Source organism: Pseudomonas sp. A39 (assembly GCF_058145955.1).
This window is the reverse complement of sequence record NZ_JBYVMD010000003.1, coordinates 66,578-90,368: the sequence shown is the minus strand read 5'-3', so window position 1 is coordinate 90,368 and position 23,791 is coordinate 66,578. Positions and strand designations below refer to the sequence as shown.

The 23,791-nt window shown below is 61.8% G+C and carries 23 protein-coding genes; 7 read left to right on the top strand and 16 right to left on the bottom strand.

Features of this window, described 5'->3' with window-relative positions:
• Positions 1-12 precede the first annotated feature (12 nt).
• From dsbG to dsbD, 3 genes are read right to left on the bottom strand one after another with little or no spacing between them, the layout of a single operon-like run.
• Entirely contained in the window at positions 13-774 is a 762-nt protein-coding gene (gene dsbG, locus AC3ZU9_RS03325; protein WP_093543740.1) for a thiol:disulfide interchange protein DsbG, read from the bottom strand.
• Positions 750-1,601, bottom strand: coding sequence for a TlpA disulfide reductase family protein (locus AC3ZU9_RS03320; protein WP_015885144.1), 852 nt, complete (start codon positions 1,599-1,601; stop codon positions 750-752). The genes dsbG and AC3ZU9_RS03320 overlap by 25 nt, the downstream gene beginning before the upstream one ends.
• Entirely contained in the window at positions 1,601-3,328 is a 1,728-nt protein-coding gene (gene dsbD, locus AC3ZU9_RS03315) for a protein-disulfide reductase DsbD (RefSeq protein WP_490090307.1), read from the bottom strand. The genes AC3ZU9_RS03320 and dsbD overlap by 1 nt, the downstream gene beginning before the upstream one ends.
• 162 nt (positions 3,329-3,490) lie before the next feature.
• Here dsbD and AC3ZU9_RS03310 point away from each other — a divergent pair, with 162 nt between their 5' ends.
• The 5 genes from AC3ZU9_RS03310 to AC3ZU9_RS03290 all read left to right on the top strand — a co-directional run bounded on the left by AC3ZU9_RS03310 (position 3,491) and on the right by AC3ZU9_RS03290 (position 8,573).
• Positions 3,491-4,171, top strand: a complete 681-nt coding sequence (locus tag AC3ZU9_RS03310; protein WP_015885142.1) for a response regulator — start codon at positions 3,491-3,493, stop codon at positions 4,169-4,171.
• Positions 4,168-5,490 carry an ATP-binding protein gene (locus AC3ZU9_RS03305; RefSeq protein WP_015885141.1) on the top strand — a complete coding sequence of 441 codons (1,323 nt, stop codon included), beginning with the start codon at positions 4,168-4,170 and terminating at the stop codon, positions 5,488-5,490. The genes AC3ZU9_RS03310 and AC3ZU9_RS03305 overlap by 4 nt, the downstream gene beginning before the upstream one ends.
• A gap of 124 nt (positions 5,491-5,614) precedes the next feature.
• Positions 5,615-6,382 carry an N-acetylmuramoyl-L-alanine amidase gene (locus AC3ZU9_RS03300; RefSeq protein WP_490090306.1) on the top strand — a complete coding sequence of 256 codons (768 nt, stop codon included), beginning with the start codon at positions 5,615-5,617 and terminating at the stop codon, positions 6,380-6,382.
• 492 nt (positions 6,383-6,874) lie between these two features.
• Positions 6,875-8,269 carry an aspartate aminotransferase family protein gene (locus tag AC3ZU9_RS03295; RefSeq protein ID WP_046036052.1) on the top strand — a complete coding sequence of 465 codons (1,395 nt, stop codon included), beginning with the start codon at positions 6,875-6,877 and terminating at the stop codon, positions 8,267-8,269.
• Positions 8,270-8,351: 82 nt separating this feature from the next.
• Positions 8,352-8,573, top strand: coding sequence for an MbtH family protein (locus AC3ZU9_RS03290; RefSeq protein WP_102061965.1), 222 nt, complete (start codon positions 8,352-8,354; stop codon positions 8,571-8,573).
• A gap of 146 nt (positions 8,574-8,719) precedes the next feature.
• On the opposite strand, the gene AC3ZU9_RS03285 is transcribed toward AC3ZU9_RS03290, so the two are convergent.
• From AC3ZU9_RS03285 to minC, 8 genes are all read right to left on the bottom strand, one after another.
• Entirely contained in the window at positions 8,720-10,057 is a 1,338-nt protein-coding gene (locus AC3ZU9_RS03285) for an amidohydrolase (protein ID WP_015885137.1), read from the bottom strand.
• Positions 10,058-10,074: 17 nt separating this feature from the next.
• The gene (locus tag AC3ZU9_RS03280; RefSeq protein ID WP_046036054.1) at positions 10,075-12,240 is read right to left on the bottom strand and encodes a mechanosensitive ion channel family protein; all 2,166 of its coding nucleotides are present in this window, start codon (positions 12,238-12,240) and stop codon (positions 10,075-10,077) included.
• A 52-nt stretch (positions 12,241-12,292) separates the two neighbouring features.
• Positions 12,293-12,469, bottom strand: coding sequence for a hypothetical protein (locus AC3ZU9_RS03275; protein WP_015885135.1), 177 nt, complete (start codon positions 12,467-12,469; stop codon positions 12,293-12,295).
• 208 nt (positions 12,470-12,677) lie between these two features.
• Entirely contained in the window at positions 12,678-13,967 is a 1,290-nt protein-coding gene (locus tag AC3ZU9_RS03270; protein ID WP_046036055.1) for a M18 family aminopeptidase, read from the bottom strand.
• Positions 13,968-14,064: 97 nt separating this feature from the next.
• Positions 14,065-14,700, bottom strand: a complete 636-nt coding sequence (locus tag AC3ZU9_RS03265) for an RluA family pseudouridine synthase (protein WP_015885133.1) — start codon at positions 14,698-14,700, stop codon at positions 14,065-14,067.
• 96 nt (positions 14,701-14,796) lie between these two features.
• A complete protein-coding gene (gene minE / locus AC3ZU9_RS03260; protein ID WP_003175252.1) occupies positions 14,797-15,051 on the bottom strand; it encodes a cell division topological specificity factor MinE in 255 nt (84 codons plus the stop codon).
• A 3-nt stretch (positions 15,052-15,054) separates the two neighbouring features.
• Positions 15,055-15,867, bottom strand: a complete 813-nt coding sequence (gene minD / locus AC3ZU9_RS03255) for a septum site-determining protein MinD (RefSeq protein WP_017737535.1) — start codon at positions 15,865-15,867, stop codon at positions 15,055-15,057.
• A 200-nt stretch (positions 15,868-16,067) separates the two neighbouring features.
• The gene (gene minC, locus AC3ZU9_RS03250; protein ID WP_015885132.1) at positions 16,068-16,805 is read right to left on the bottom strand and encodes a septum site-determining protein MinC; all 738 of its coding nucleotides are present in this window, start codon (positions 16,803-16,805) and stop codon (positions 16,068-16,070) included.
• Between the two features lie 119 nt (positions 16,806-16,924).
• On the opposite strand from minC, the gene AC3ZU9_RS03245 reads away from it, so the two are divergent.
• On the top strand, positions 16,925-17,857 hold the full coding sequence (locus tag AC3ZU9_RS03245) for a lipid A biosynthesis lauroyl acyltransferase (protein ID WP_015885131.1): 933 nt from the start codon (positions 16,925-16,927) through the stop codon (positions 17,855-17,857).
• Between the two features lie 161 nt (positions 17,858-18,018).
• Positions 18,019-19,149 (top strand): patatin-like phospholipase family protein, encoded by a 1,131-nt coding sequence (locus AC3ZU9_RS03240; protein ID WP_122810088.1) that lies wholly within the window; start codon positions 18,019-18,021, stop codon positions 19,147-19,149.
• A gap of 48 nt (positions 19,150-19,197) precedes the next feature.
• On the opposite strand, the gene AC3ZU9_RS03235 is transcribed toward AC3ZU9_RS03240, so the two are convergent.
• The 5 genes from AC3ZU9_RS03235 to AC3ZU9_RS03215 all read right to left on the bottom strand — a co-directional run bounded on the left by AC3ZU9_RS03235 (position 19,198) and on the right by AC3ZU9_RS03215 (position 23,757).
• Positions 19,198-19,983: an outer membrane protein OmpK gene (locus tag AC3ZU9_RS03235; protein WP_046036057.1), complete on the bottom strand. Its 786-nt coding sequence runs from the start codon at positions 19,981-19,983 to the stop codon at positions 19,198-19,200.
• A gap of 23 nt (positions 19,984-20,006) precedes the next feature.
• Positions 20,007-20,375, bottom strand: a complete 369-nt coding sequence (locus AC3ZU9_RS03230; protein WP_154845828.1) for a hypothetical protein — start codon at positions 20,373-20,375, stop codon at positions 20,007-20,009.
• A gap of 42 nt (positions 20,376-20,417) precedes the next feature.
• Positions 20,418-21,764 carry a nucleobase:cation symporter-2 family protein gene (locus AC3ZU9_RS03225; RefSeq protein ID WP_122810087.1) on the bottom strand — a complete coding sequence of 449 codons (1,347 nt, stop codon included), beginning with the start codon at positions 21,762-21,764 and terminating at the stop codon, positions 20,418-20,420.
• 133 nt (positions 21,765-21,897) lie between these two features.
• Positions 21,898-23,202 carry a urate hydroxylase PuuD gene (locus tag AC3ZU9_RS03220; protein ID WP_102061959.1) on the bottom strand — a complete coding sequence of 435 codons (1,305 nt, stop codon included), beginning with the start codon at positions 23,200-23,202 and terminating at the stop codon, positions 21,898-21,900.
• A gap of 51 nt (positions 23,203-23,253) precedes the next feature.
• Positions 23,254-23,757 carry an ureidoglycolate lyase gene (locus tag AC3ZU9_RS03215; protein ID WP_015885126.1) on the bottom strand — a complete coding sequence of 168 codons (504 nt, stop codon included), beginning with the start codon at positions 23,755-23,757 and terminating at the stop codon, positions 23,254-23,256.
• Between the last annotated feature and the right edge of the window lie 34 nt (positions 23,758-23,791).

Genomic DNA, 23,791 nt, shown 5'->3' with positions numbered 1-23,791 from the left:
TTCTTTGCAGGCTTATTTAGGCCCGAGGATCTTCACCAACTTATCCGGCGAAGGCGCCCCCTGCTGTTGCTGCAAGCCACCCTTGTCATCCAGATAGAAAATCGCCGGCGTCGCCGACAATTCCAGTTCATCCATCAACTTCATATTGGCATCGAGCTTGGCCTCGATATCCGCCGGGATCTTGGCCAACGCCTGCAACTTGCTGCCCTTGCCGGCGGCTTCGTGTTCTTCCAGGGCTTTCTGCGGGTCTTTGGCCGCGAACAGCGCGGCGGATTTGCCTGGGCTGTCTTCGCGGATGATGCCGACCATGATGTGGCGCAATTGCACCTTGCCGGCTTTCACCCAAGGACGGGCTTGTTCCCAGAACATATTGCAGTAAGGGCAGTTGGGGTCGCTGAACAAGTAGACGATGCGTGGGGCTTTAACGTCGCCGTCCTGGATCCAGCTGCTTTTTTCCATCTTGGCCCAGACTTCCTTGGCCATCGGTGCGTACACCAGTTTTTCCAGCGGTGCGCTGCTGAGGTCATTGCCCTGGGCGTCGTACAGGTTGCCGGCGATCACGCTTTTGCCGTCGGCGGTCAGGTACAGGGCCATGCCCCGGTTCTGGTATTGGGCGGCGTAGCCGGTGAGGCCGCTGGGGGCGTCGAATGTGCCGAGGATCCTGGCGCCTTTGGCCTCGATCTGTTTGATCGGTGCCGGCCAGTCGTCGGCCTGGGCCAGGGTGGCGGCAAGCGTCAGCGGCAGCAGGGTCAGCAGGTGGCGGAGGCGGGGCATGTCGGTTTCCTTGTGGCGGCAGGAGCGGTGTCGAAGGGTTCCATGGCACGGGCCAGGCTGGCCTGGGACAGTTCGCCCAGGTGGCTGTTGATCAGGCGTCCGTCGGCGCGGTAGAACAAGGTGGTGGGCAGGGCCATTGAGCCCACGGCCTGGCCGAGGCGGCCGCTGGCGTCGAACAGCACGTTGTCGAGGGTCAGGCCTTGGGTGGCGAGGAAGGTGCTGACGCTTTGCATGCTTTCGGCCTGGTTGACGAACAGGAAGGTCACGTCGGGGCGTTGGTGCTGGGCGCGTTCGAGTACCGGCATTTCGCGGCGGCATGGCGGGCACCAAGTGGCCCACAGGTTGATCACCAGCGGGCCACCCTTGTAGTCGGCCAGTTGCACCACGTCGCCATTGGCATTGCGCAAGGTGATGTCCGGCAGTTGCGAGCCTTTGTCATACAGGTTCAGGGACACACTGGTCATACCCCAGAACACCAGGCCGGTGATTACGCCGGCACTCAGCGGTTTGCGCAGCGCCGGGCGCCGCCAACCGTAGGCCAGTGCGCCCAGGACCAGCGCGATCACGCCGGGCCAGGCGAGAAAACCGCCGTCGCGCAGGTCGACCATCTGCAGCCAGTCGTAGCTGTAGTCGCTCCAGTACATCAGTACAAAACTGACGCGGGCGACCAGCATGCCCAGCAGGAACAGGCTGAACAGCACCGATTCCGGGTTTTCACCGCCACGCTTGGCCACGCGCCAGCCCACCAGGGTGGCGATAATCAGCGCACTGATCAGCAGGATGTGATTCAGGGCGATGGCGAAGGTGCCGATGGTCAGGGTCAGCATCAGAGGGCGTCCCGGGTTTGCGTCCAGCGTTGCAGGAAAGTGGCGGCATCCACTTCGCCGGTGATGCGGTGGGCGCGGCGTTCTTCACCGTCCGGGCCGATCCACACAAAGCTCGGTGGGCCGGGGACTTTGTAGCGGCCGAGCAGCTCGCGGCTGGCGGCGTTGTCAGCGGTGACGTCCAGGCGCAGCAGGCGTACGTCCTTCAGGGCATCGAGTACTTCAGGTTTGCCGAACACCTGTTTTTCCATGATCTTGCATGCCACGCACCAGTCGGCGTAATAGTCGACCAGCACCCACTGGCCTTGGGCCTTGGCGCTGTCGAGTTGGCTTTGTAGCACGGCCGGGTCGTTGAGGGTCATGAAGGCGTCGTGGGCGGTGGGAGCGGCGGCGGCCCGCGAGCCGCTGTAGACCTTCAGCGGTTGCCACAGGTCATCGCTGCCCCCCGCGGCGCCCACCACCAGCACGGCGCCCCACAGGCCCAGCACCAGGGAGCCGGCGCCGAACACTTTGGCGGCCAGGCCGTACTCGCGGGCCAGGGTCCAGCCGCTGTAGGCCATCACCAGCGCGAGTGCGCCCCATAAACCGATCCACAGGTTTTCGCCGACCACCGGGCGAATCATCCACACAGCGGTGCCGAGGAACAGGAAACCGAAGATACCCTTGAGCACGTTCATCCAGGTGCCGGGTTTGGGCAGGAAGCGATTGCCCACGGTCACCAGCAGCAACAGCGGAATACCCATGCCGATGCCCATGTAGAACAGAATCAAGCCCCCGTGCAGTGCATTGCCACTTTGCGCGATATACAGCAGCACGCCCGCCAGTGGCGCGGTCATGCAGGGGCCGACCAGCAGGCCGGACAGCGCGCCGAGTACGCCCGCGCCCATCAGGCTGCCGCCGCTTTGCTGGCGGCTGACGTTGTCCAGGCGGTCACGCAGGAACGCCGGCAGTTGCAGTTCGAAGAAGCCGAACATCGGCAGGGCCAGGATCACAAACAACGCGGCGAAACTGCCGAGGATCCAGGGGGTTTGCAACAGCGCGGCGAGGTTGCTGCCGAGCAACGCGGCCAATACACCCAGTGCGGCATACACCAGCGCCATGCACACCACGTAGCTGCTGGCCAGGGCGAAGCCGCGACGCGGACTGGCGCCACTGCCCACCACCAGGCCGGCCAGGATCGGCAGCATCGGCAACGAGCAGGGGGCAAACGCCAACAACAGGCCAAGGCCGAAGAACACCAACAAGCTCCAACCCAGGCTGCGTTGTTGCAGGCCGCTGGCCAGGCTCTGGTCCTGGGCTTGGGCGGTAGCGGCGACTGCCGGGTTGCCGCCCAGGTCCACGGTGATCGACTGCGGTGGGTAGCACAGGCCCGCATCGGCGCAGCCCTGCCAGCCCAGCTTGACCTGGCCGGTGACCCCTGCCGGAATCTTCACTTCCAGGCCCTGGCGATACACTTGCTGCTCGCCGAAGAACTCATCGCTATGGGCTTCGCCCTGGGGCAGCGTCGGTTTTTCGACGAGGCCGTCGAATTTCATGCGTTGTTGGTACAGGTAATATCCGTCGGCAATCTGCCAATACAGCTGGGTCTCGCCACTTTCAAGACGTTCGGAGGTAAAGGTGAAGGCCTTGCCCACCGGGAGGAAATCGGGTTTGGTCTCAAACGGGTTGCCCGGCGAGGCCTGGGCGAACCCCGCGAAAAAAACCAGCAGGAAGGTAAACAGATACCGCATCGTCAAGCCTTAGTTCGTTGCAAGTAGGCACACAATGTGTGGCGTTGATTAACCGATGATTAACCCAGGCTATTCTAGAGGGAGTGTGGATCCTTTAGCGGCATAATCTGCGCTTAATCCGCTGCACTTTTAATCACCCCCATCTTTCATGAAGGGTTCACCATGCACGTACTGGTCTGTGAAGACGACGAACTGATCGCCAGCGGCATTGTGGCCGGCCTCACCGCCCAGGGTTTTACCGTCGAGCGCGTGGCCACGGCGGGCGCTGCACGCGCGATGCTCAAGGCGGCCACCTTCGACATCATGGTGCTTGACCTCGGCCTGCCGGATGAAGACGGCCTCAAGCTGTTGCAGCAGCAGCGCAGCCAGGGCCTGGAAATCCCGGTGCTGATCCTGACCGCACGGGACTCGGTGACCAACCGCGTCGACGGCCTGCAGGCCGGCGCCGACGACTACCTGCTCAAACCCTTCGACCTGCGTGAACTCGCCGCGCGCCTGCAAACCCTGTTGCGTCGGGTGGCGGGGCGCAGCGTCAACCTGATCGAGCATGGCCGCCTGGCCTACAACCCCAGCAGCCGCGAAACGTTCCTGGGCGGCCAGCCGGTGGACCTGTCGCGCCGCGAACAGGCGCTGCTGCAAGCCCTGCTGCACAACAAAGGCCGGGTGCTGTCCAGCGAGCAGCTCAAGGACAGCGTCTACGGCTTCAACGACGAATTGGAAAGCAACGCCCTCAACGTGCATATCCACCACCTGCGGCGCAAATTGGGCAATGGCATCGTCGAGACCGTGCGCGGCCTCGGGTACCGCCTGGGCCCGGCTGACGGGGGCGAGGACGCATCGTGAAAAGCCTGCGCCTGCGCCTGACGTTCAAGCTGGGCGCCGCTTTTGTGTTGATCTGGGCCCTGGCGGCGGCCTGGATGCTCAACGATCTGCGCAACCAGATGATGTTCTCCCTCGACCAGCGCCTGGTGGCGTCGGCGCGCATGGTGGCAGGCCTGACCGAGCAGATGCCGGGGCTGGCCAGTGTGAGCGGCGGTGCGCATTTCAGCGCCGAACAGCTGCACGTACCCGGCGGCATGGCCTGTCAGGTCAGCTCCTTGCGTGGCGAAGTCCTGGCGCGCAGCCATACCACTCCAGAGGAGGGGCTGGAGTCGCGCAAGAGCGGTTTCCGGGACCAGGTCATCGATGGCGTGGGCTGGCGCAGTTTTACCTTGTCCCGTGGCGATCTGTTGATCACCACCGCCGACCGCCAAGTGGAACGTGAGGCGCTGAACCTGTCGATCCTGCTGGCGGCGTCGGTGCCGGTGGGCGTGGCGATGCTCGGCTGCCTGTGCCTGCTGTGGCTGGGTATCGGCCAGAGCCTGCTGCCGCTCAATCGCATGCGTGACGCCTTGATGCGCCGCAGTGCCGACTCCCTGGAGCCGCTGCAGATCCACCCGTTGCCCAGCGAACTCAAGCCGCTGCTCGACACCCAGAACCAACTGTTGCAACGCATCGCCAAGACCATCGAACGCGAACGCCGCCTGACCGGCGACGCTGCCCACGAACTGCGCAGCCCGCTGACGGCGATCAAGACCCACCTGCAAGTGGCGCGCATGACCGAAGGCGCGGCCCGCGACCAGTCCCTGGCCCATGCCGAGGAGGGCGCCGACCGCCTGCACCGGACCCTTGAGCAATTGCTGTTACTGGCACGGGTGGAGGGCAGCCTGTCCTTCGACGATGGGTTGCAATCGAGTGCCGAGGAAGTGGCGCGGTTGGCCATCCAGGATGCGAACGCCGGCGACAATTCGCGCATTGACCTGATCCTGCCGGATAACCTTTCCGGCGCCCCCGTAGAAATGCCGGTGGGCCTGGCGGTCGCCGCCTTGCGCAACCTGTTGGACAACGCTTTGCGCCACACACCGGCGGACACCCGGGTGGAGCTCAGCGTGTTCACCTCTGCCGATAACGTGGTGTTCCGCGTGCGTGACCACGGCAAGCAGATCTCCACCGAGGACTTGCAATACCTGACCCAACGCTTCTGGCGCAATGGCAACAGCGAAGGCTGCGGCCTGGGCCTGGCGATCGTGCAAGCGATTGTGCAGCGCTGTTCCTGCTCCTTGAAGTTCGACAGCCAGCCCGACGGCCTGCGCGTCGATTTGGGCATGCCGCTGCGGCGCTGATCACTTTTCTCTCACGTGCCAAATAGTTACCGCCCTCCTGGGGTTCAAATCTTCAGGATGGCGGTAATTTTTTTGCGCTTGAACGGGCTGAACGACTCGGCCTGTATTGAAAAGGACGGTTCTTATGTTGGTCATCGATACCAGTTTCCCAGCCAAAGGCTTTAACGAACGTAACGGCGAGCCGGTGCGGCAGGTGATCCTGCATTACACCGCCGCACCTTTTGGCTCCTCCCTGCGCACCCTGACTCAGGATGGGGTCAGTGCGCACTACTTGCTGCCCGACCCTGATGAGCCCAGTTACCGGGCTGCTGGCTATGAAGAGTTGCGTGTCTTTCGCCTGGTGGAGGAAGGCAAGCGCGCCTGGCATGCCGGCGTGAGCCATTGGGCGGGCCGCGATAACCTCAATAGCCGCTCGATTGGCATCGAGATCGTCAACCTGGCGCGGGATGATGGCGGGGTGTTTACGTTTCCGGCCTACGGGGAGGAACAAATCGAGGTGTTGATTGCGTTGGTTCGCGACGTTCTTGGGCGTTACCCGCAGATCGGCCCCACCGACATCCTCGGGCACTCGGACGTGGCGTACGGGCGCAAGAGCGATCCGGGGCCTCGGCTGCCGTGGCGGTGTTTGCATGAGGCGGGGGTAGGGGCCTGGTTTGATGAGGCGACGCGGGCCATGTATCAGCGGCGGTTTTGCCTTGGGTTACCGCCTGAGGTCGAGGTGGAGCGGGCGTTTCAGCGTTATGGGTATGCGCCGGCAAAGAATCGGCAGGCATTCGAGCAGAGGACGCGGGCGTTTCAGATGCACTTTCGGCCGCGGGATTATTGTGGGTTCCTGGATGCGGAGACTTGCGCGATTTTGTATGCGCTGAATGAAAAATACCTTGGGTTATGAAGCTTGGCGCGGTTCAAATGTGTGGGCTTGCTCGCGAAAGCGGCCTGACAGCTCACCTGGATGTTGGATCAGACAAGGTACATATCCGTTATTTGGGTAACGGCTGCTATGGGTTCCGCTCTTACAGCGGGTCACTTCTGGAAGAGCGCCAAAAGTAACCCAAAACGCTTCGCCCCAACACTCGGCACCTCGCCTAGGCTCGGTGTGCCCGTAATCCGACAGGTATTTGGGGGGCCGCCTGAGATCAAAAGCCAAAGCGCGGCGGCCTTAGAGCCGACCGGGTTCTTGCTGCTGATCTCGGTCAAATGTGGGAGCGAGCAAGCCCATTCCCACACTTGGCTCCTCATCCATCAGTTAAAGATCGGTGGTGACTAAATCCCTCCCCTGCTGGTGCGTTTCCAGAACAGGAAATCCGTGCGCATGCCCCCTTGGGCCAGACGCCAGCGGATCGGCAGTTTGGTCACCATCATCAGCGTATTGAGGGATCGAGAAATGTCAGTCGCTACCAGCCGTATCGAAGACGCCCAGGTGCATGAAACGCTCTACCAGTTCGACGAAAACCCGCTGCTCGCCCGTCAGCGCCAGCAGGAGTCCAACGCCCGCAGCTACCCTCGGCGCATTCCCTTGGCGCTCAAGCGCGCCAAGGGGATTTACGTGGAAGACGTGGAGGGCCGCAGTTTCATCGACTGCCTGGCCGGCGCCGGCACCCTCGCGTTGGGGCATAACCACCCGGTGGTGATCGAGGCGATCCAGCAAGTGCTGGCCGATGAACTGCCGTTGCACACGCTGGACCTGACTACGCCGGTCAAGGATCAGTTCGTGCAGGACTTGTTCGGCCTGTTGCCGCCAGCGTTGGCGCGCGAAGCGAAAATCCAGTTCTGTGGCCCCACCGGCACCGATGCGGTGGAAGCCGCGTTGAAGCTGGTGCGCTCCGCCACCGGGCGTAGCACAGTGTTGTCCTTCCAGGGCGGTTACCACGGCATGAGCCAGGGCGCCTTGAGCCTGATGGGCAGCCTGGGGCCGAAGAAACCCTTGGGCGCGTTGCTCGGCAATGGCGTGCAATTCTTGCCGTACCCCTACGACTACCGTTGCCCGTTCGGCTTGGGCGGCGCGGAAGGGGTGCGGGTCAACCTGCACTACCTGGAAAACCTGCTGAATGACCCAGAGGCTGGCGTTTTGCTGCCGGCGGCGGTGATTGTCGAAGTGGTGCAGGGCGAGGGCGGTGTGATTCCGGCTGACCTGGACTGGCTGCGCGGTCTGCGCCGCATCACCGAACAGGCAGGTGTGGCGTTGATCGTCGATGAGATCCAGAGCGGTTTCGGTCGCACCGGCAAGATGTTTGCCTTCGAACACGCCGGCATCATCCCGGATGTGGTGGTGATGTCCAAGGCCATCGGCGGCAGCCTGCCGTTGGCGGTGGTGGTGTACCGCGACTGGCTCGACACTTGGCTGCCGGGCGCACACGCCGGGACTTTCCGTGGCAACCAGATGGCGATGGCGGCGGGTTCGGCGGTGATGCGCTACCTCAAGGACCACGACCTGGCCGGCCACGCGGCGGCCATGGGCGAGCGCCTGGGTGAACACCTGCGCATCCTGCAGCGCGACTTCCCGCACCTGGGGGATATCCGCGGCCGTGGGCTGATGCTTGGCGTGGAACTGGTTGACCCCAATGGCCCGCCAGACATCCAGGGCCACCCGCCCGTGCATCGCCAATTGGCGCCGCTGGTGCAGCGCGAATGCCTCAAGCGCGGGCTGATCCTGGAACTGGGCGGCCGTCATGGCAGCGTCGTGCGTTTCCTGCCACCGTTGGTGATCACCGCCACCGAAGTGGACCGCGTGGCGGATATCTTCGGACGTGCGTTGGCGGCGGCGGTTGCCAGCCTCTAATTTTTTTGCAACGTGGTACGTTTCTACAGGTATCAGTGCTGCGCGCGTTGCGCAGCCAGCCTTTCAGCGATGGAGAACAGCAATGACCTCAGTATTTGACCGCGACGACATCCTGTTTCAGGTAGTGGTCAACCATGAAGAACAGTATTCCATCTGGCCCGACTACAAGGCTGTGCCGGAAGGCTGGCGCACCGTGGGCAAGAGCGGCATGAAGAAAGAGTGCCTGGCGTACATCGAAGAGGTCTGGACCGATATGCGTCCGTTGAGCCTGCGCCAGAAGATGGACGGCGCTGCGCTGGCTTGAAGAGGGTGCGCTTACTGTGGTGAGCGGGCTTGTCCCGCGCTGGGCTGCGCAGCAGCCCCAAAGAAGCCGGGAGCGCTTCGCACTCCAGCGCGAGCAAGCTCGCTCACTACAATGATCCTGTTAACCGCAAGAACGCATTTCGGCGGTTACTGGGTGTAGAGGTAATCCGTCGCCAACGACGCCAGCGTCCGCACGCCCACCACCAACGCCGACTCATCCACAAAGAACCCCGGATTGTGGTTCGGTGCTGCCTTGCTCATGTCCTGATCCCTCGGCGTGACCCCCAGGAATACAAACAGCCCCGGCGCCTCCTTGGCATAAAACGAGAAGTCTTCGGCGCCGCCCACCAGTGGGCCCTGCACCACGTCATCCTTGGCCGCCCAGCGCAGGCTCGGCAGCATTTTCTCGGTCAATGCCGGGTTGTTGATGGTGGGGTCGTACTTCTCGATGATGGTGACTTCGGCCTTGGCGCCACCGCTTTCGGCGATTTTTTCCACGGTCTGCCGTACGTCCGCGTGCAGCTTCTGACGGATGCCGTAGTCATAGGAGCGAATGGTGCCGGTCATGTCCACCGACTCAGGGATGATGTTGTAGCGCGTGCCACCGTTGATGGTGCCAATGCTCACCACCGAGGGGAACGAGGAAATGTCGGTGCGGCGGCTGACCACGGTCTGCAAGCCAACGATGGTCTGCGCACCCACGGTGATCGGGTCGATGCCGTCCCAAGGGCGACCGGCGTGGGTCTGTTTGCCGAGGATCTTGATACGCAAATCATCCGAGCTGGCCAGGGTCGGTCCCGGGCGGTAGGCAATCTGGCCGGCGGGCACACCGGCCCACACATGCAGGCCGAATACCGCGTCTGGCTTGGGCGCTTTCATCACGCCTTCCTGCACCATCATTTTGGCGCCCCAGGTATTTTTGCCGTCGGGAATGAAATCACTCGGGCCTTCCTCGGCCGGTTGGAAGTAGAACACCACGGTGCCGGGCAGGCGCTCGCGCATGCCGGTCAGGATCTTCGCCGTGCTCAGCAGGATGGCGACATGGGCGTCGTGCCCGCAGGCGTGCATCACGTCGACTTCCTTGCCCAGGTAGGTGCCCTTGGCGTTGGAGGCGAAGGGCAGGTCGGCGACTTCCTTCACCGGTAGCGCATCCATGTCGGCACGCAGGGCGACGGTCGGGCCGGGCAGGGCGCCTTTCAGCACGGCGACCACACCGGTGCGGGCTACGCCGGTCTTGACCTCAAGGCCGAGGTCGCGCAGTTGTTTGGCGACCAACTCGGCCGTACGGGTTTCAGTGTTGCCCAGTTCAGGGTGGGCGTGAAGGTCGCGTCGGGTTTCCAGCAACGCCGGTTCAAGCGCTTTTGCCTGGGCGGCGATTTCCTCCCGGGCACTGTCCTGGCCGCTGCTGGCGGCAATCACGGCACTGCTGGCAACGGCGCACAGCGCGCCGAAAACCCACGTGTGTGTCAGACCGGTTAAACGCATAAGGACCTCTCCTGAGTTTATTGTTGTTGATCTTTCTCCTGCACCGTGCCGGCGGTCACCACCTGCACACTCAAGCGCGGCGTGGCCAGGTCAAGCCCGGCTTCGTCCAGATGACGCTTGAGCGACAGGTTGAACGCCCGCGACACTTCCCACTGCTTGATCGGCGCGGTCTTGAACCGTGCGCGCAGGATCGCGCTGCCCGACTCGAAACTTTCGACCCCCTGTATCTCCAGCGGCGACCAGATATTGCGGCGTTGCAGCGGGTCGTTGCGCATTTTCTGACCGACATCGCGCATCAGCTTGATGGCATCGTCAATGTCCATGTTGTAGGGGATCGCCACCCGGAAGATCGCGTAGCCGAACTCCCGCGAGTAGTTCTTGATGCTCTTGATCTCGCTGAACGGGATGGTGTGCACGATGCCGTCGATGTCGCGCAGGCGTACGGTGCGGATGGTCAAGCCTTCTACCGTCCCCAGGTGGCCGCCCACATCCACGTAGTCATCGATGGCCAGGGAGTCTTCGATGATGATGAACAGGCCGGTGATCAAGTCCGCCACCAGCGACTGCGCGCCGAAACCAATGGCCAGGCCGATCACACCGGCACCCGCCAACAGTGGCGTGACGTTCATGCCCATGTTCGCCAGGGCGACAATCGCTGCGATGATAAAGATGGTCACGAACAGCACGTTGCGGATCAACGGCATCATGGTCTGCGCTCGTGCGTTGGCCAGGCCTTTGCGCGAGCGGGTGAGGGCGTGGTGGATCGCCGTGTCGCTGAGGATCCAGATCAGCCAGGCGAACAGCAAGGTGCCGCCCAGGCCGAACAGCTTGACGCTGATTTCGTGGCCATCGCCTTCGGTAAAGCGAATCAGCGACAGGCCCCACACCCGCAGGCCCAACTCGATAAACACCAGCCACACCACCAGGTGGGCCAGGGTGTAGACGAAGCTTTTCAGGCGCTCGGAGTACAGCGCGTGTCGCTTGTGCCCGCGTTGCGGCTTGAGGGCGTGACGGCGGACCAGGCCGTTGATGACCATGCACAGCACCAGCAACACGGTGCACAACAGCGACTGACGCAAGGCGGTGCTGGTATCGCCGGCAGAGACAAAGGTGGCGAACAGCGAAATGCCCACCAGCAGCAATGCGGGGATGTACCAGAAGGAGCCGATGATTTCGATGGTGTCGCTGAGGGCCCTGCGGGTCAGGCGACGGGACAGCGGCTGGTTGCGGATCAGGTGGGCGATGGGCCGGCGGAAACGCAGGATAAACACACCGGTCGACAGCGCTGCCATCACATTGGCGATCGTCGCGGCGGTGTGTGACAGGTGCTGGCCCAGAGCCAGGACGAGACGCGGGTCGCTCAAGGCCTCACCGAAGGCGGCAAAGCTGCCGATCCACCACAGGGGACGGAACGCCTGGTGACGCAGGATGTACAGCGCGCGATGGCGATGCGGGCCGTCGAGCACCGAAAAGGCAATCACGCAGATGGCAGAGAAGCAGGTACCGACCACCAGCGCGTAGGCCAAGACCATCGCCAGGGATTTGCCCAGGGACGAGGGCAGGGCGTAGCTCAGGTAGACCGTGATCACCAGGGCGATCAGCCATGGGCCGAGCTTGCGCAACGCGAAGCGCACCATGTCCCAGGTACGTGGGTGTTGCGGCAATTCTTCGGGCAGGCCGAAGCGTTCGCGGACGCGGTGGCTGAGCCAGATCAGCGCGGCGGCGAGCAGGCTCCACACTGCCAGGATCAGGGCAAACCCGAAAATGATCGGCAGCCATTCGTTGGCCGGCAGCATCAGCGCACTGAGTTCTTCCTTGGCCAGGTCGACTTCGTTGGACCAACGCCCCACCGGGCTGTCTTCGCCGGAAAACTGCTGCTCAAAGCCCGACAGCGTACTGCCGATGAGCCCCAGTACGCCTTGCTCGGCGGCGGGCTGGGCTTTTTGCGTGGCGGCGCGCAGCTTTTTCAGGTCGCTCAGCAACTGAGTGCGCTGCTGGTCGTTTTCCAGGGTCTTGATCACCTCGTCCAACGACTGCCCCAGCGGCACGTCGGCCTGGGGCTGGGTTTTGCTGTTGTTACCCAATAGGCCGGGCAGGCCCACGGCTTGGGCAGGCGTGAGCGGCAGCAGGGTGAGCAGGGCAATCAGGCAATAGCAGGGCAGGGCAAACAGACGGGAAAGCACGAGGCGGTCAACCTTGAAAACGACGGGTTGAGCGAGTGTACGAGTGCAATCGTCATTCGGCCAGTTTGGCGAGGATCTTGTACACCACGGTGCCCAGGATCAGCAGCATGCCGACCCACATGCCGAACACGCCGACAGGCTTGTCACGAAAGTTGAAGCCTACAGCCAACAGGATCATGCCGATCAGAATCGGGATAAGCATGGCGTGGAAGGAGGACATGGAGATCATGGTGCGACGGCCTTGTCGAAGTGGGAATACTGACAAGTCTAGGTCGGATTGCAGAAAGTGCAGGTGATGCAGGTCAGGTGTACGCAGATCTAATGTGGAAGGGGGCTTGTCCCCGATTGCAGAGGGTCAGACTACAAATATAGTCACTGATCCGCCGCCACCGGGGGCAAGCCCCCTCCCACATTTTTGACCGAGTCAGCCCAAATTATCAGGGCAGGTCGTGGCTCGCGTAGAACGCGCCCAGCACTTTCACCAAATGCGCCAAGTCATGGCTGCCGCACAGCTCGCGAATGGAGTGCATGGCAAATGTCGGCAGGCCGATGTCCACGGTGCGCACGCCCAGGTGGCTGGCGGTGATCGGGCCGATGGTCGAGCCGCAGCCCATGTCGCTGCGCACCACGAAGCTCTGCACCGGTACTTCCTGGGCCATGCACAGGTGGCGGAAGAACCCGGCGGTTTCGCTGTTGGTGGCGTAGCGCTGGTTGCTGTTGACCTTGATCACCGGGCCGGCGTTGAGCTTGGGACCGTGGTTGGCGTCGTGCTTCTCGGCGTAGTTCGGGTGCACGCCGTGGGCGTTGTCCGCAGACACCAACAGGGATTTCTGAATGGTACGTACGAACTCATCACCTTCCGGCAGCAGGCGGCGCAGGGTCTGTTCGAGCATCGGGCCATCGGCACCGCAGGCTGAGCAGGAGCCCACCTCTTCGTGGTCGTTGCAGACCAGCACGCAGGTTTCATCGGTCTCGCTGGTGAGCAAAGCTTGCAGGCCGGCATAGCACGACAGCAGGTTATCCAGGCGCGCGCCGGCGATGAAGTCGCCGTTCAGGCCGATCACCGCAGCGCTTTGGGTGTCGTAGAAGCTCAACTCATAGTCGAGCACCACGTCGGCGTTCAGCCCATGCTCACGCGCCAGTTGATCGGTGAGCACGGCGCGGAAGTCCACGCGCTCATCACCGGCAAACTGCGCGAGGATCGGTGGCAGCTCGGTCTGGGCATTGATCGCCCAGCCCTGGTTGGCTTCACGGTTCAGGTGAATGGCCAGGTTGGGGATGATGGCGATGGGCAATTTGAAGTCGATCAGTTGGCTTTCGACCTTTCCGTCGCGGCGGAACGTCACGCGGCCGGCCAGGGACAGGTCGCGGTCGAACCACGGTGCCAGCAGCGCGCCGCCGTAGACTTCCACGCCCAACTGCCAGAAACCCTGGCGCTGCAGCTCCGGCTGCGGCTTGACGCGCAGGCACGGGCTGTCGGTGTGGGCGCCGACCAGGCGGATACCGCCTTGCAGCGGCGAGTGGCGGCCGAGCTTGAAGGCGATGATCGAGGAGTCGTTACGGGTCACGTAATAGCGCCCGTTGGCCTCGGTGGTCCAGGTCTCGCGCTCGTCGAGACGCTGATAGCCGGCCGCTTCCAGGCGCTGGGCCAGGGCAGCAGTGGCATGAAAAGGAGTAGGGGAGGCCTTGAGGAAGTCGATCAGGCCTTGATTCAACGCTTCGCGCATAAATAGCTCCAGACAGCAATGCGCGGAGTTTACCGTTCGAGGGTGAGAAGTGCACAGAACAAATGTGGGAGGGGGAAAGCCCCCTCCCGCAACCGCTTTAAAATGGCGCTGGGCACTCGAAGCGCAGGCGCTCGCCGCTTTGCGGGTGAGTGAAGCTCAGCATGCTCGCATGCAGGCACAGGCGTGGCCACGCAGCCAGGGCCTGTTCATGGGCATACAGCCCATCACCCAACAGCGGATGACCGATGGACAGCATGTGCACACGCAGCTGGTGCGAACGCCCGGTGATCGGCGTCAGCTCGACGCGGCACCAGTCACCACAGCGTTCCAGCACCTTCCAGAAGGTCAGTGCATGCTTGCCGAACTCATGGTCGACCACGTGGCGCGGCTTGGTGGGCGGGTCGTAGCGCAGGGGCAGGTCGATGCTGCCGCTGTCCAGTTCCGGCTGGCCCCAGGCCAAGGCGGTGTAGGCCTTTTCGGTTTCTCGGTCGTGAAACTGGCGGGACAGTTCGCGGTGCGTATCGGCGTCCCGCGCCAGCAGGATGATGCCCGAGGTTTCCCAGTCCAGGCGATGGACGATGCGGGCTTCGGGGTAGCCGTTCTCCTGCAGGCGGGTGATCAGGCAGTCCTTGTTGTCGTCGGCGCGGCCAGGCACCGAGAGCAGCAGGGTGGGCTTGTTCACCACCAGGACGGCAGCGTCCTGATAGAGGATATGGATGTTGGACAGCGGCATTAAACAGCCTCGTAACAAACGCCAACGGCGGCTCGCCCACCCGGTCCGCAAAAAGGGATCAGGGTGAACGAGCCGCCGTGGCGGCCGCCTGTTCGATCAACGATCAGGCAGGGTGATATTGAGTTCCAGAATCGAGCAGCTGCCGTCATTTTCCAGGGCGACATGCACGTCATCGTTGCCGATATTGACGTACTTGCGGATCACCTCGACCAGTTCCTTCTGCAAGGCTGGCAGGTAGTCCGGCGTGCTGCGTTGGCCGCGTTCGTGCGCCACGATGATCTGTAGACGCTCTTTCGCTACCGACGCGGTACTTGGCTTTTTGTTGGCGCGAAAGAAGTCGAGAAATTTCATTGTTTAGTTGCCTCCAAAGATACGCTCGAAGAATCCCTTCTTCTTAACATCGAGGAAGCGATGTTCCACGGTCTTGCCCAGCAAGCGATCAACCGCATCGCTGTACGCCTGGCCGGCGTCGCTCTGGTCGTCAAGAATCACTGGAACGCCTTGGTTAGAAGCCTTCAGGACGGCCTGGGATTCCGGGATCACACCCAGCAGGGTCACGGCGAGGATGTCCTTCACGTCTTCAACGCCCAGCATTTCGCCGTTGCTGACGCGCTCAGGGTTGTAGCGGGTGAGCAGCAGGTGCTCCTTGATCGGGTCTTCGCCTTTTTCGGCGCGCTGGGACTTGCTGGCCAGCAGGCCGAGCATGCGGTCCGAGTCACGTACCGAGGAGACTTCCGGGTTGGTCACCACGATGGCTTCATCGGCGAAGTACATCGCCAGGTGAGCACCGGTTTCGATACCGGCCGGGGAGTCGCAGACTACGTATTCGAAGGTTTCCTTCAGCTCAGCCAGGACTTTGCCTACGCCTTCTTTGGTCAGCGCGTCTTTGTCACGGGTCTGGCTGGCGGCCAATACGTACAGGTTCTCAAGGCGCTTGTCCTTGATCAGGGCCTGTTGCAGGTTGGCTTCACCGTTGACCACGTTGACGAAGTCATACACCACGCGGCGTTCGCAGCCCATGATCAGGTCGAGGTTACGCAAGCCGACGTCGAAGTCGACGATAACTGTCTTGTGGCCGCGCAGAGCGAGACCGGTACCGATAGCGGCGCTGGTGGTGGTCTTACCCACACCACCCTTGCCGGATGTAACCACGAGAATCTTGGCCAAGGTGTTTCACCCCTAAGGAAAAAGGACTTTTGAGTCCCTGAAAAACATCTCTTGAAACTCGCTGCAGGCGGACAGTCTTTGTAGGAAAAAGATGGGGTTTCCCGAGGAAAAACGCCACTTTCAATTATTCCTACGCAAGTCTTGCCGGTTTCGCTGTGCTATCAGAGTCTAGAGATGCTTGGAAAATGCGGCAGTATCCGTTAAAGACGGATGATGTTCAACACATCGCCCGACAGGTTGACCTGCACCGAAGCCCCCCACAGCGGGTCGCGACGCAAATCTTCTGAAACCTTGTACTGGCCCGCGATGGACACTAGCTCAGCGGTCAACTGCTGGCAAAAAATACGGGCCTTGGTATCACCCTTGATGCCGGCGAGGGCACGTCCGCGCATCGGGCCGTATACATGGATGTTGCCATCGGCAAGAAGTTCCGCCCCCGGGCTGACCGAGGAGATCACGACAAGGTCGCCACCCTGGGCATAAATCTGCTGCCCACCACGTACGGGCGAGGTGATGATCTTTGTCGGCTTGATCGTCGGCTCGGGTGGTTTTTCCGGTTTTTTCTTCTCTTCACCGACCAATGGTTCAAGCGGTCGCTCACGCGCGCCGGACGGTGGCAGTACTGGCAGTTCAATGGCGATGGCGGCGGCAATGTCTTCAATTCGACTGGCGCGGATGGCCAGGGTACGCAGGCCATGGGAGCGGCACACGCGCATCAGCCCAGGCAAGTCGATCACCCCTTGGCCGGCGGGCAGTTTGTCCAAGGCCAACACCAGCGGGGCGTTGTTGAAGAAATTCGGCGCCAGGGCGACCTTGGCGGCGAGCTGGCGGTCCAGGGCGTCGAGGTCGTTGCGGGCAAGTTCCAGCACGGTGATGGCGAGCATGCTGCCTTTCAGCTGGAACACGGGATCTTGGTCTAGCGGTTCGGTTTGGCTCATGGTCGGCAAAAGCGGCTTGTCACGAAAAGTGTCGAGACTTATAACGAGAACACTCACCCGCCGCAAGCCGAGTCGAACCGTTGTAGAATGCGCGGCCCTTGTCTTTACCGGAATCTGTAATGGATCGCCCGCGTTTTCGAGCTGTATTTTTTCACCCGCGTTTTTGGCTGTTATGGCTGGGGCTCGGCCTGCTGTGGCTGGTTACCCAACTGCCGTACCGCGCCCTGTTGACCATTGGTCGCCTGCTGGGTGCCGGCATGTACCGCGTGGCCGGCGAACGTCGCCGCATCGCCGCGCGCAACCTGGAACTGTGCTTCCCGGAAAAATCCGCCAAAGAGCGTAAACGGTTGCTCAAGGAAAACTTTGCCTCCACCGGCATCGCGTTCTTTGAAATGGCCATGAGCTGGTGGTGGTCACGTCAGCGTTTGGCGCGCCTGGCCCACGTCGAAGGCCTGGAACACCTCAAGCAGGCTCAATTGGACGGCAAGGGCGTGATCCTGATGGCCCTGCACTTCACCACCCTGGAAATCGGCGCAGCGCTGCTGGGGCAGAAGCACACCATTGATGGCATGTACCGCGAGCACGGCAACCCGCTGTTCGACTTCGTCCAGCGCCGTGGCCGCGAGCGTCACAACCTCGATTCCCTGGCCGTGGAGCGTGAAGACGTGCGTGGCATGCTCAAGCTGCTGCGCGCCGGCCGCGCCATCTGGTACGCACCGGACCAGGACTACGGCGCCAAGCAAAGTATCTTCGTGCCGCTGTTCGGCATCCAGGCGGCGACGGTGACCGCCACCAGCAAGTTCGCCCGCCTGGGCAAGGCGCTGGTGGTGCCGTTCACCCAGGAGCGCTTGGCTGATGGCAGCGGCTACCGCCTGGTGATCCACCCGCCGTTGACCGATTTCCCCGGTGAAAGCGACGAAGTCGACTGCCTGCGTATCAACCAGTGGGTCGAAGCTTCGGTACGTGAATGCCCCGAGCAATACCTGTGGACCCATCGCCGCTTCAAAAGCCGGCCACCGGGTGAAGCCAAACTGTACGAAAAACGCCGCTGATAAGATGGATAAGTACTGCACGTGTGGCGAGGGAGCTTGCTCCCGTTGGGTCGCGAAGCGGCCCCAGCGTTAGGCGCAAGAAGATTAGGACTGCTGTGCAGTCCAACGGGAGCAAGCTCCCTCGCCACAAAGACAGACCTTTCCCTACATGGAGTGACGCAATGCGCCCAGCTGAACCGGTTACTGGCTTGATTCTTTCCGGCGGCGGGGCGCGAGCGGCGTATCAGGTAGGGGTATTGGCGGCCATTGCCGAGCTGTTGCCGCCGGGGGCACCCAATCCTTTCCCGGTGATCGTCGGCACCTCGGCTGGCGCGATCAATGCTGTGACCCTGGCCAGTGGCGCCATGGACTTTACCGCGGCCATCCAACGCCTGACCGCGTTCTGGCAGGGCTTTCGCAGCCATCTGGTGCTGCGCAGCGATTGGCCGGGGGTGATTCGCCAGGCGGGCCGCTTTTTCATCCACAGCCTGCTGGGCATCGGCGCCCAAGTGCCGGTGGCGCTGCTCAACAGCTCGCCGCTGCGCGAGCTGTTGCAGGATCGCTTGAACCTCGACGGCATCGACGAGGCTATCCGCCACAAACACTTGCACGCAGTGGCGGTGACGGCCTTCGGTTATGAGTCCGGGCAAGCGGTGACCTTCTACCAGGGCGGCGGCACCATCGACGCCTGGTTGCGCCACCGCCGCATCGGCGTGCCGACCCAACTGACGGTGGAGCACCTGCTGGCCAGCTCGGCGATCCCTTTGCTGTTTGCCCCGGTGAAACTCGACCAGGAGTATTTCGGCGATGGCGCCGTGCGGCAGTCGGCGCCGATCAGCCCGGCCTTGCACCTGGGGGCCAGTCGCGTGCTGGTGGTGGGGGTCAGTGGCAACCCGCGTGGCATTGAGCCGGTGACGCAACGCACCTACACCGGCCAGGAACCGACCCTGGCGCAGATCGGTGGGCACATGCTCAACAGTACGTTCATTGATAGCCTGGAAAGCGATATCGAATTGCTGGAGCGCTTGAACCAGTTCAGCCATGCCGCGCCTGGGGTGGCGGCGGTGGAAGTGCTGGTGATTGCGCCCAGTCAGCCCATCGACGAAATCGCGGCACGGCATCGCCAGGAATTGCCGGCGGCGTTGCGGTTGTTTTTGCGCGGGCCGGGGGCGACCAAGACGAGTGGGGCGGGGGTGTTGAGTTACTTGTTGTTCGAGGCGGGGTATTGCAGCGAGTTGATTGAGCTGGGGCGGCGGGATGCGTTGGCCAAGCGTGAAGAAATCACTCGGTTCCTCGGTTTGAAACAGAACTAAATGTGGGAGGAGGCAAGCCCCCTCCCGCATTAGATCTGCAGTGTTCTGTCAGAAGTGGTACTTGACCAGGAAACTCGCCGTGTCCTGGTTGGTCTTGAACGCGCCGGAATCTTCGATCCCGTACTTGTTCTTCCAGTAGTCGTACTCAAAGCCCACATACAACTGCTTGTCGCCCCAATGCAGCGCTTTACCCAGGTCATATTTGACCTGTGGGTTGAAGTGCAGGTTGGCGTGGTAAGTGCCACGGGCGTTCTTGTCGTTGTCCGTCACCCAGTCCATGAAACCATCGATCAGCACATCGGAGTTGCCGACCGGAATCGTGTACGACCAGACCGGGGTGATCTGCCAAACGCCGTCACCCGGGCGATTGCCTTCGGTCTGGCGCTGGTAGAAGTTCAACTGGAAGTAATCGAAACCGGGGATGTTCAAGTCAAAGCCGGGGCCGACCAGATACGACTCGTTATCGCCTTCGCCGAACTCGTAAGTCAGTGCCAGCAGCACATCTTTGATCGGGCCGAAGGACAAGTCTTTGTCCAGGATTTTGCCGAATGATAGCCGTGGGCTGATTTCGCCGTAATACGTACTTGGGCCGACGTTGCCGTCTTCCTTGCCGTTGTAAAAGATGCGGTCGACAAAGAGGAAGTTGTCGCCGTACTTCCAGGCATCGGCATGTTCGAACGTGACGGTTTGCTGGATCTGCGGGTTGACGGTAAAGCTCTTGCCCCACAGGTAAGTCAGGCTGTTGTTCTGCCACTGCAACAGGTCACCGGCCACGGCTTGGCCACCGGCCAGCAGGGATCCCGCCAGCATCAGGCCTTGGAACATAGGTTTCATTCGGTTGCTCCCGAGTTAAAGTTTTATGGTTTTTCTTCTACGCAGGCGCTCTGGTGTGGCGCCTTTGGCTTCGCTGCAAAAATCGTCTGTTTGGTCAGCTTTAGTGCTTTTAGCAAGAGCTGCGCCAAGGTGTTTAAAAAGCCAAAAAATCCCCGTCGGCTGCATCGGATGCAGTCGAATTCAGAGGACGTTTGCGCACGTTGGCCGCGGACATAAGGCCGGGATAAGTTGGCCTTGCAGTCAGCTTTTACATTCGCTGTTTTTTTTTGAGTTGATTCGAGCGGGCGCGGAGAATACTGGCTCCAAAGCTTGGGCTCAAGTGCGCTGTAACAGCGCGCGTGGGGCGAGAATGGGGCACGGCTTGTGGCCGGCCCCAGGTGAAGGGTGTGCATGTGAGGGTTCCCTGTCTTGTTATTGTTTTACTAACAAAGGAATCAATGCGTGTGAGCAACGGCAGGTCGTTCTGCGCCGCCGAAAATGTTGAACAGGATATTCAGCGACAACGCGCTGAGGGTGGCCATGGCGATGCCGCTGTGGGTAATTGGGCTCATCCACAGCGGCAGCTGCGCGAAGAACTCCGGGCGCACCACTGGGATCAGGCCCATGCCGATGCTCACCGCCACTAACAATTGGTTGCGACGGTCGGCGATGTCGGCTTCCTGGAGGATCTTGATCCCGGTGGCCGCCACCATCCCGAACATGGCAATCGCCGCGCCCCCCAGTACCGCCGGTGGAATCGATGCCACTAGGTAGGCGGCCTTGGGCAGCAGGCTGAGTACGATCAGAAATGCGCCGGCCATCATCGTCACCGAGCGGCAACGCACGCCGGTCATCTGCACCAGGCCGATGTTCTGGGCGAACGAGGAGTGGGTGAAGGTATTGAAGAAGCCGGCAAAGAACGACGCACCGGCATCACACAGCAGGCCGCGACGAAGCATCTTCGGCGTGACGTCCTGGCCGGTGATCTTGCCCAACGCGAGGAACATCCCAGTGGACTCGACAAAGATGATTACCACCACCAGGCACATCGACAGGATCGGCGCCAACTCGAACTTGGGCATGCCGAAGTGCAGCGGCGTCACCACTTGCACCCACGGCGCCTGGGCCAGGCCGCTCAGGTCGACCATGCCGATAGCCCCGCACAAGGCGTAGCCCAGGCCCATGCCGATCAGCACCGAGATATTCACCCAGAATCCGCGCATGAAGCGGTTGATCAGCAGGATGGTGGCCAGAACCAACGCGGCAATTGCCAGGTAGATGGGGGAGCCAAACGTCGCAGCGGCACTGCCGCCACCGGCCCAGTTCACGGCCACCGGAAACAGCGACAGGCCGATCGCAGTGATCACCGTGCCGGTCACCAACGGTGGGAAAAAGCGTACGACCTTGGACATGAACGGCGCGATCAACATGCCAAAGAACCCGGCGGCGATGGTTGCGCCGAAGATCCCCTGCAAGCCGATACCCGGCATGCCAGCCATGGCGACCATGCTGCCGACGGCGGCAAAACTGGCGCCCATCATCACCGGCATGCGAATGCCCACCGGGCCGATGCCGAACGACTGCACCAGGGTGGCGATGCCGGCCACCAGCAGGTCGGCGTTGATCAGAAAGGCGATTTCTTCACGACTCAGGCCGGCGGCCTGGCCAATAATCAGGGGCACGGCGACGGCGCCGCCGTACATCAGCAAGACGTGTTGCAGGCCTACCAGAATCAGTTGCAAGAGGGGCAGCCGCACCATGGCGGGCGCGGCAGGAATCTGCGGTTCGACTAACTCGGTCATGCAACACCTCGGATCTTTTTATTGTTGTGTTGTTCGGCATTCAATTGCCGGGTGTAACTCGATCTTCAAAATACGGCAGGCCCAAAGGTGGGAGGGGGCAAGCCCCCTCCCACACTGGATCTCTGTGAATCAGTTAATGGGTGCGCGCTCCCTGGTTGATCCAGGTGCCGATCAGATCCCGCTCCTGCTGGGTCATTTGGGTGATGTTGCCCAGCGGCATGATCTGGCTCGCCACGGCCTGCGCTTGAATGCGCGCGGCCTGCTGCTGGATCTGCGCCGGGGTGTCGAACATCACCCCGGCCGGTGCGGTGCTGAACAACGGGCTGGTCGGCTTGGCCGAATGGCATACGGCGCAGCGTTCCTGGATCACGCCATGGACCTTGTCGAAATCAATCGTCGCCTGGGCAGGTGCCGCAGGGGCTGCAGCCGTTTCGGCAGGCGCAGCGGGCGCGGCGGGTTTCAAACCTCCGCCCAACGCCGTTTCCGGCAACGGCTGATACTCGATGGCCGCCGGCGCCTTGGCCACTTCCGGGGTCGTCGACACCGGTTTAGGCCCGGTCACGTACGCCAGGCAAATCATTGCCAAGGCGCCTACCGGCAAGGTCCACGCATACTTCTGGCTGTTATGCCGCGTGTTGAAGTAGTGCCGCACCAACACCGCCGCCACCGCAATACCGGCCAGGATCAGCCAGTTGTATTGGCTGCCGTAGGTGCTCGGGAAGTGGTTGCTGATCATGATGAACAGCACCGGCAAGGTGAAGTAGTTGTTGTGTCGCGAACGCAGCAGGCCTTTGGCTGGCAGCGCCGGGTCCGGCGTGCGGTTCTCGGCAATCGCCGCGACCAGTGCGCGTTGCGCCGGCATGATGATGCGGAACACGTTGCCGACCATGATGGTGCCGATCACCGCACCCACGTGCAGGTAGGCGCCACGGCCACTGAACACTTTGCTGAAGCCGTACGCGGCGGCAATCAACAGCACGAACAGGATGAAACCGAGCAGGGCAGGGCGCTTGCCCAGGGCCGAGTCGCAGAGGAAGGAGTAGATGAACCAGCCGGCGAACAATGAGCCAATGCCCAGCAATACGCCTTCCGGACCACTGAGGCTGCTGCCCGGTGCCAGCAGGTACAACGTGGGGTTCCAGTAGAACACCACACACAGCAGCGCTATCCCGGACATCCAGGTGAAATAGGCTTCCCATTTGAACCAGTGCAGGTTGTCCGGCATGGTCGGTGGGGCCAGTTTGTATTTTTCCAGGTGGTAGATACCGCCACCGTGGATCGCCCACAAGTCACCGGCCAGGCCGCTCTTGGGGTTGACGCGATTAAGGTTGTTTTCCAGCCAGACGAAGTAGAAAGAAGCGCCGATCCACGCGACGCCCGTGATCATGTGAACCCAGCGCACGCTCAGGTTCAGCCATTCCATCAAATGTGCTTCCACAGTCTTTACCTCTCGCCTTTCACCCTTGTTGTCGGGTGATCCGGCCTTCTCTTATTGGTGGGGGGCGAGGATCAACCGCTCATCCTCTTCAAAAAAATGCTCATCGCAGTTATTGCCTGTGCCACTGCGATCAACCACCAGGAAGTCATCCCGCTTTTCGATCGTCAGCACCGGGTGGTGCCAGACGCCGCGATGGTAATTAATGCCCTGCCTGCCGTTGGTGACGAAGGCGCGGACCAAGCCCGATACAGGTGCATCGCCAAGTGGCGCGACCACGATCAGAAAGGGGTTGCCGAGCAGCGGAATGAAAGCCTGGCTGCCCAGCGGGTGTCTCTCCAGCATGCACACGGTCAATGGCATATCCAGCGCGTCGGCGCGGAAGATGCTGATGATGGCGTTGTCTTCCGGCTTGGCGGTTTCGACCGTTGCCAGTTTGTGAAAGCGCATGGTCGACCCGTTGTTGATCATGAAGTGATCGCTGCCGTCGGTTTCGATAACGTCTCCGAAAGGGGCGAAGGCTTCTTTGGTCAGGGGTTCGATCATCAGTGTGCGCATGGTTGTCTTCTTATCCGGATTCTGTGTGTTTGTT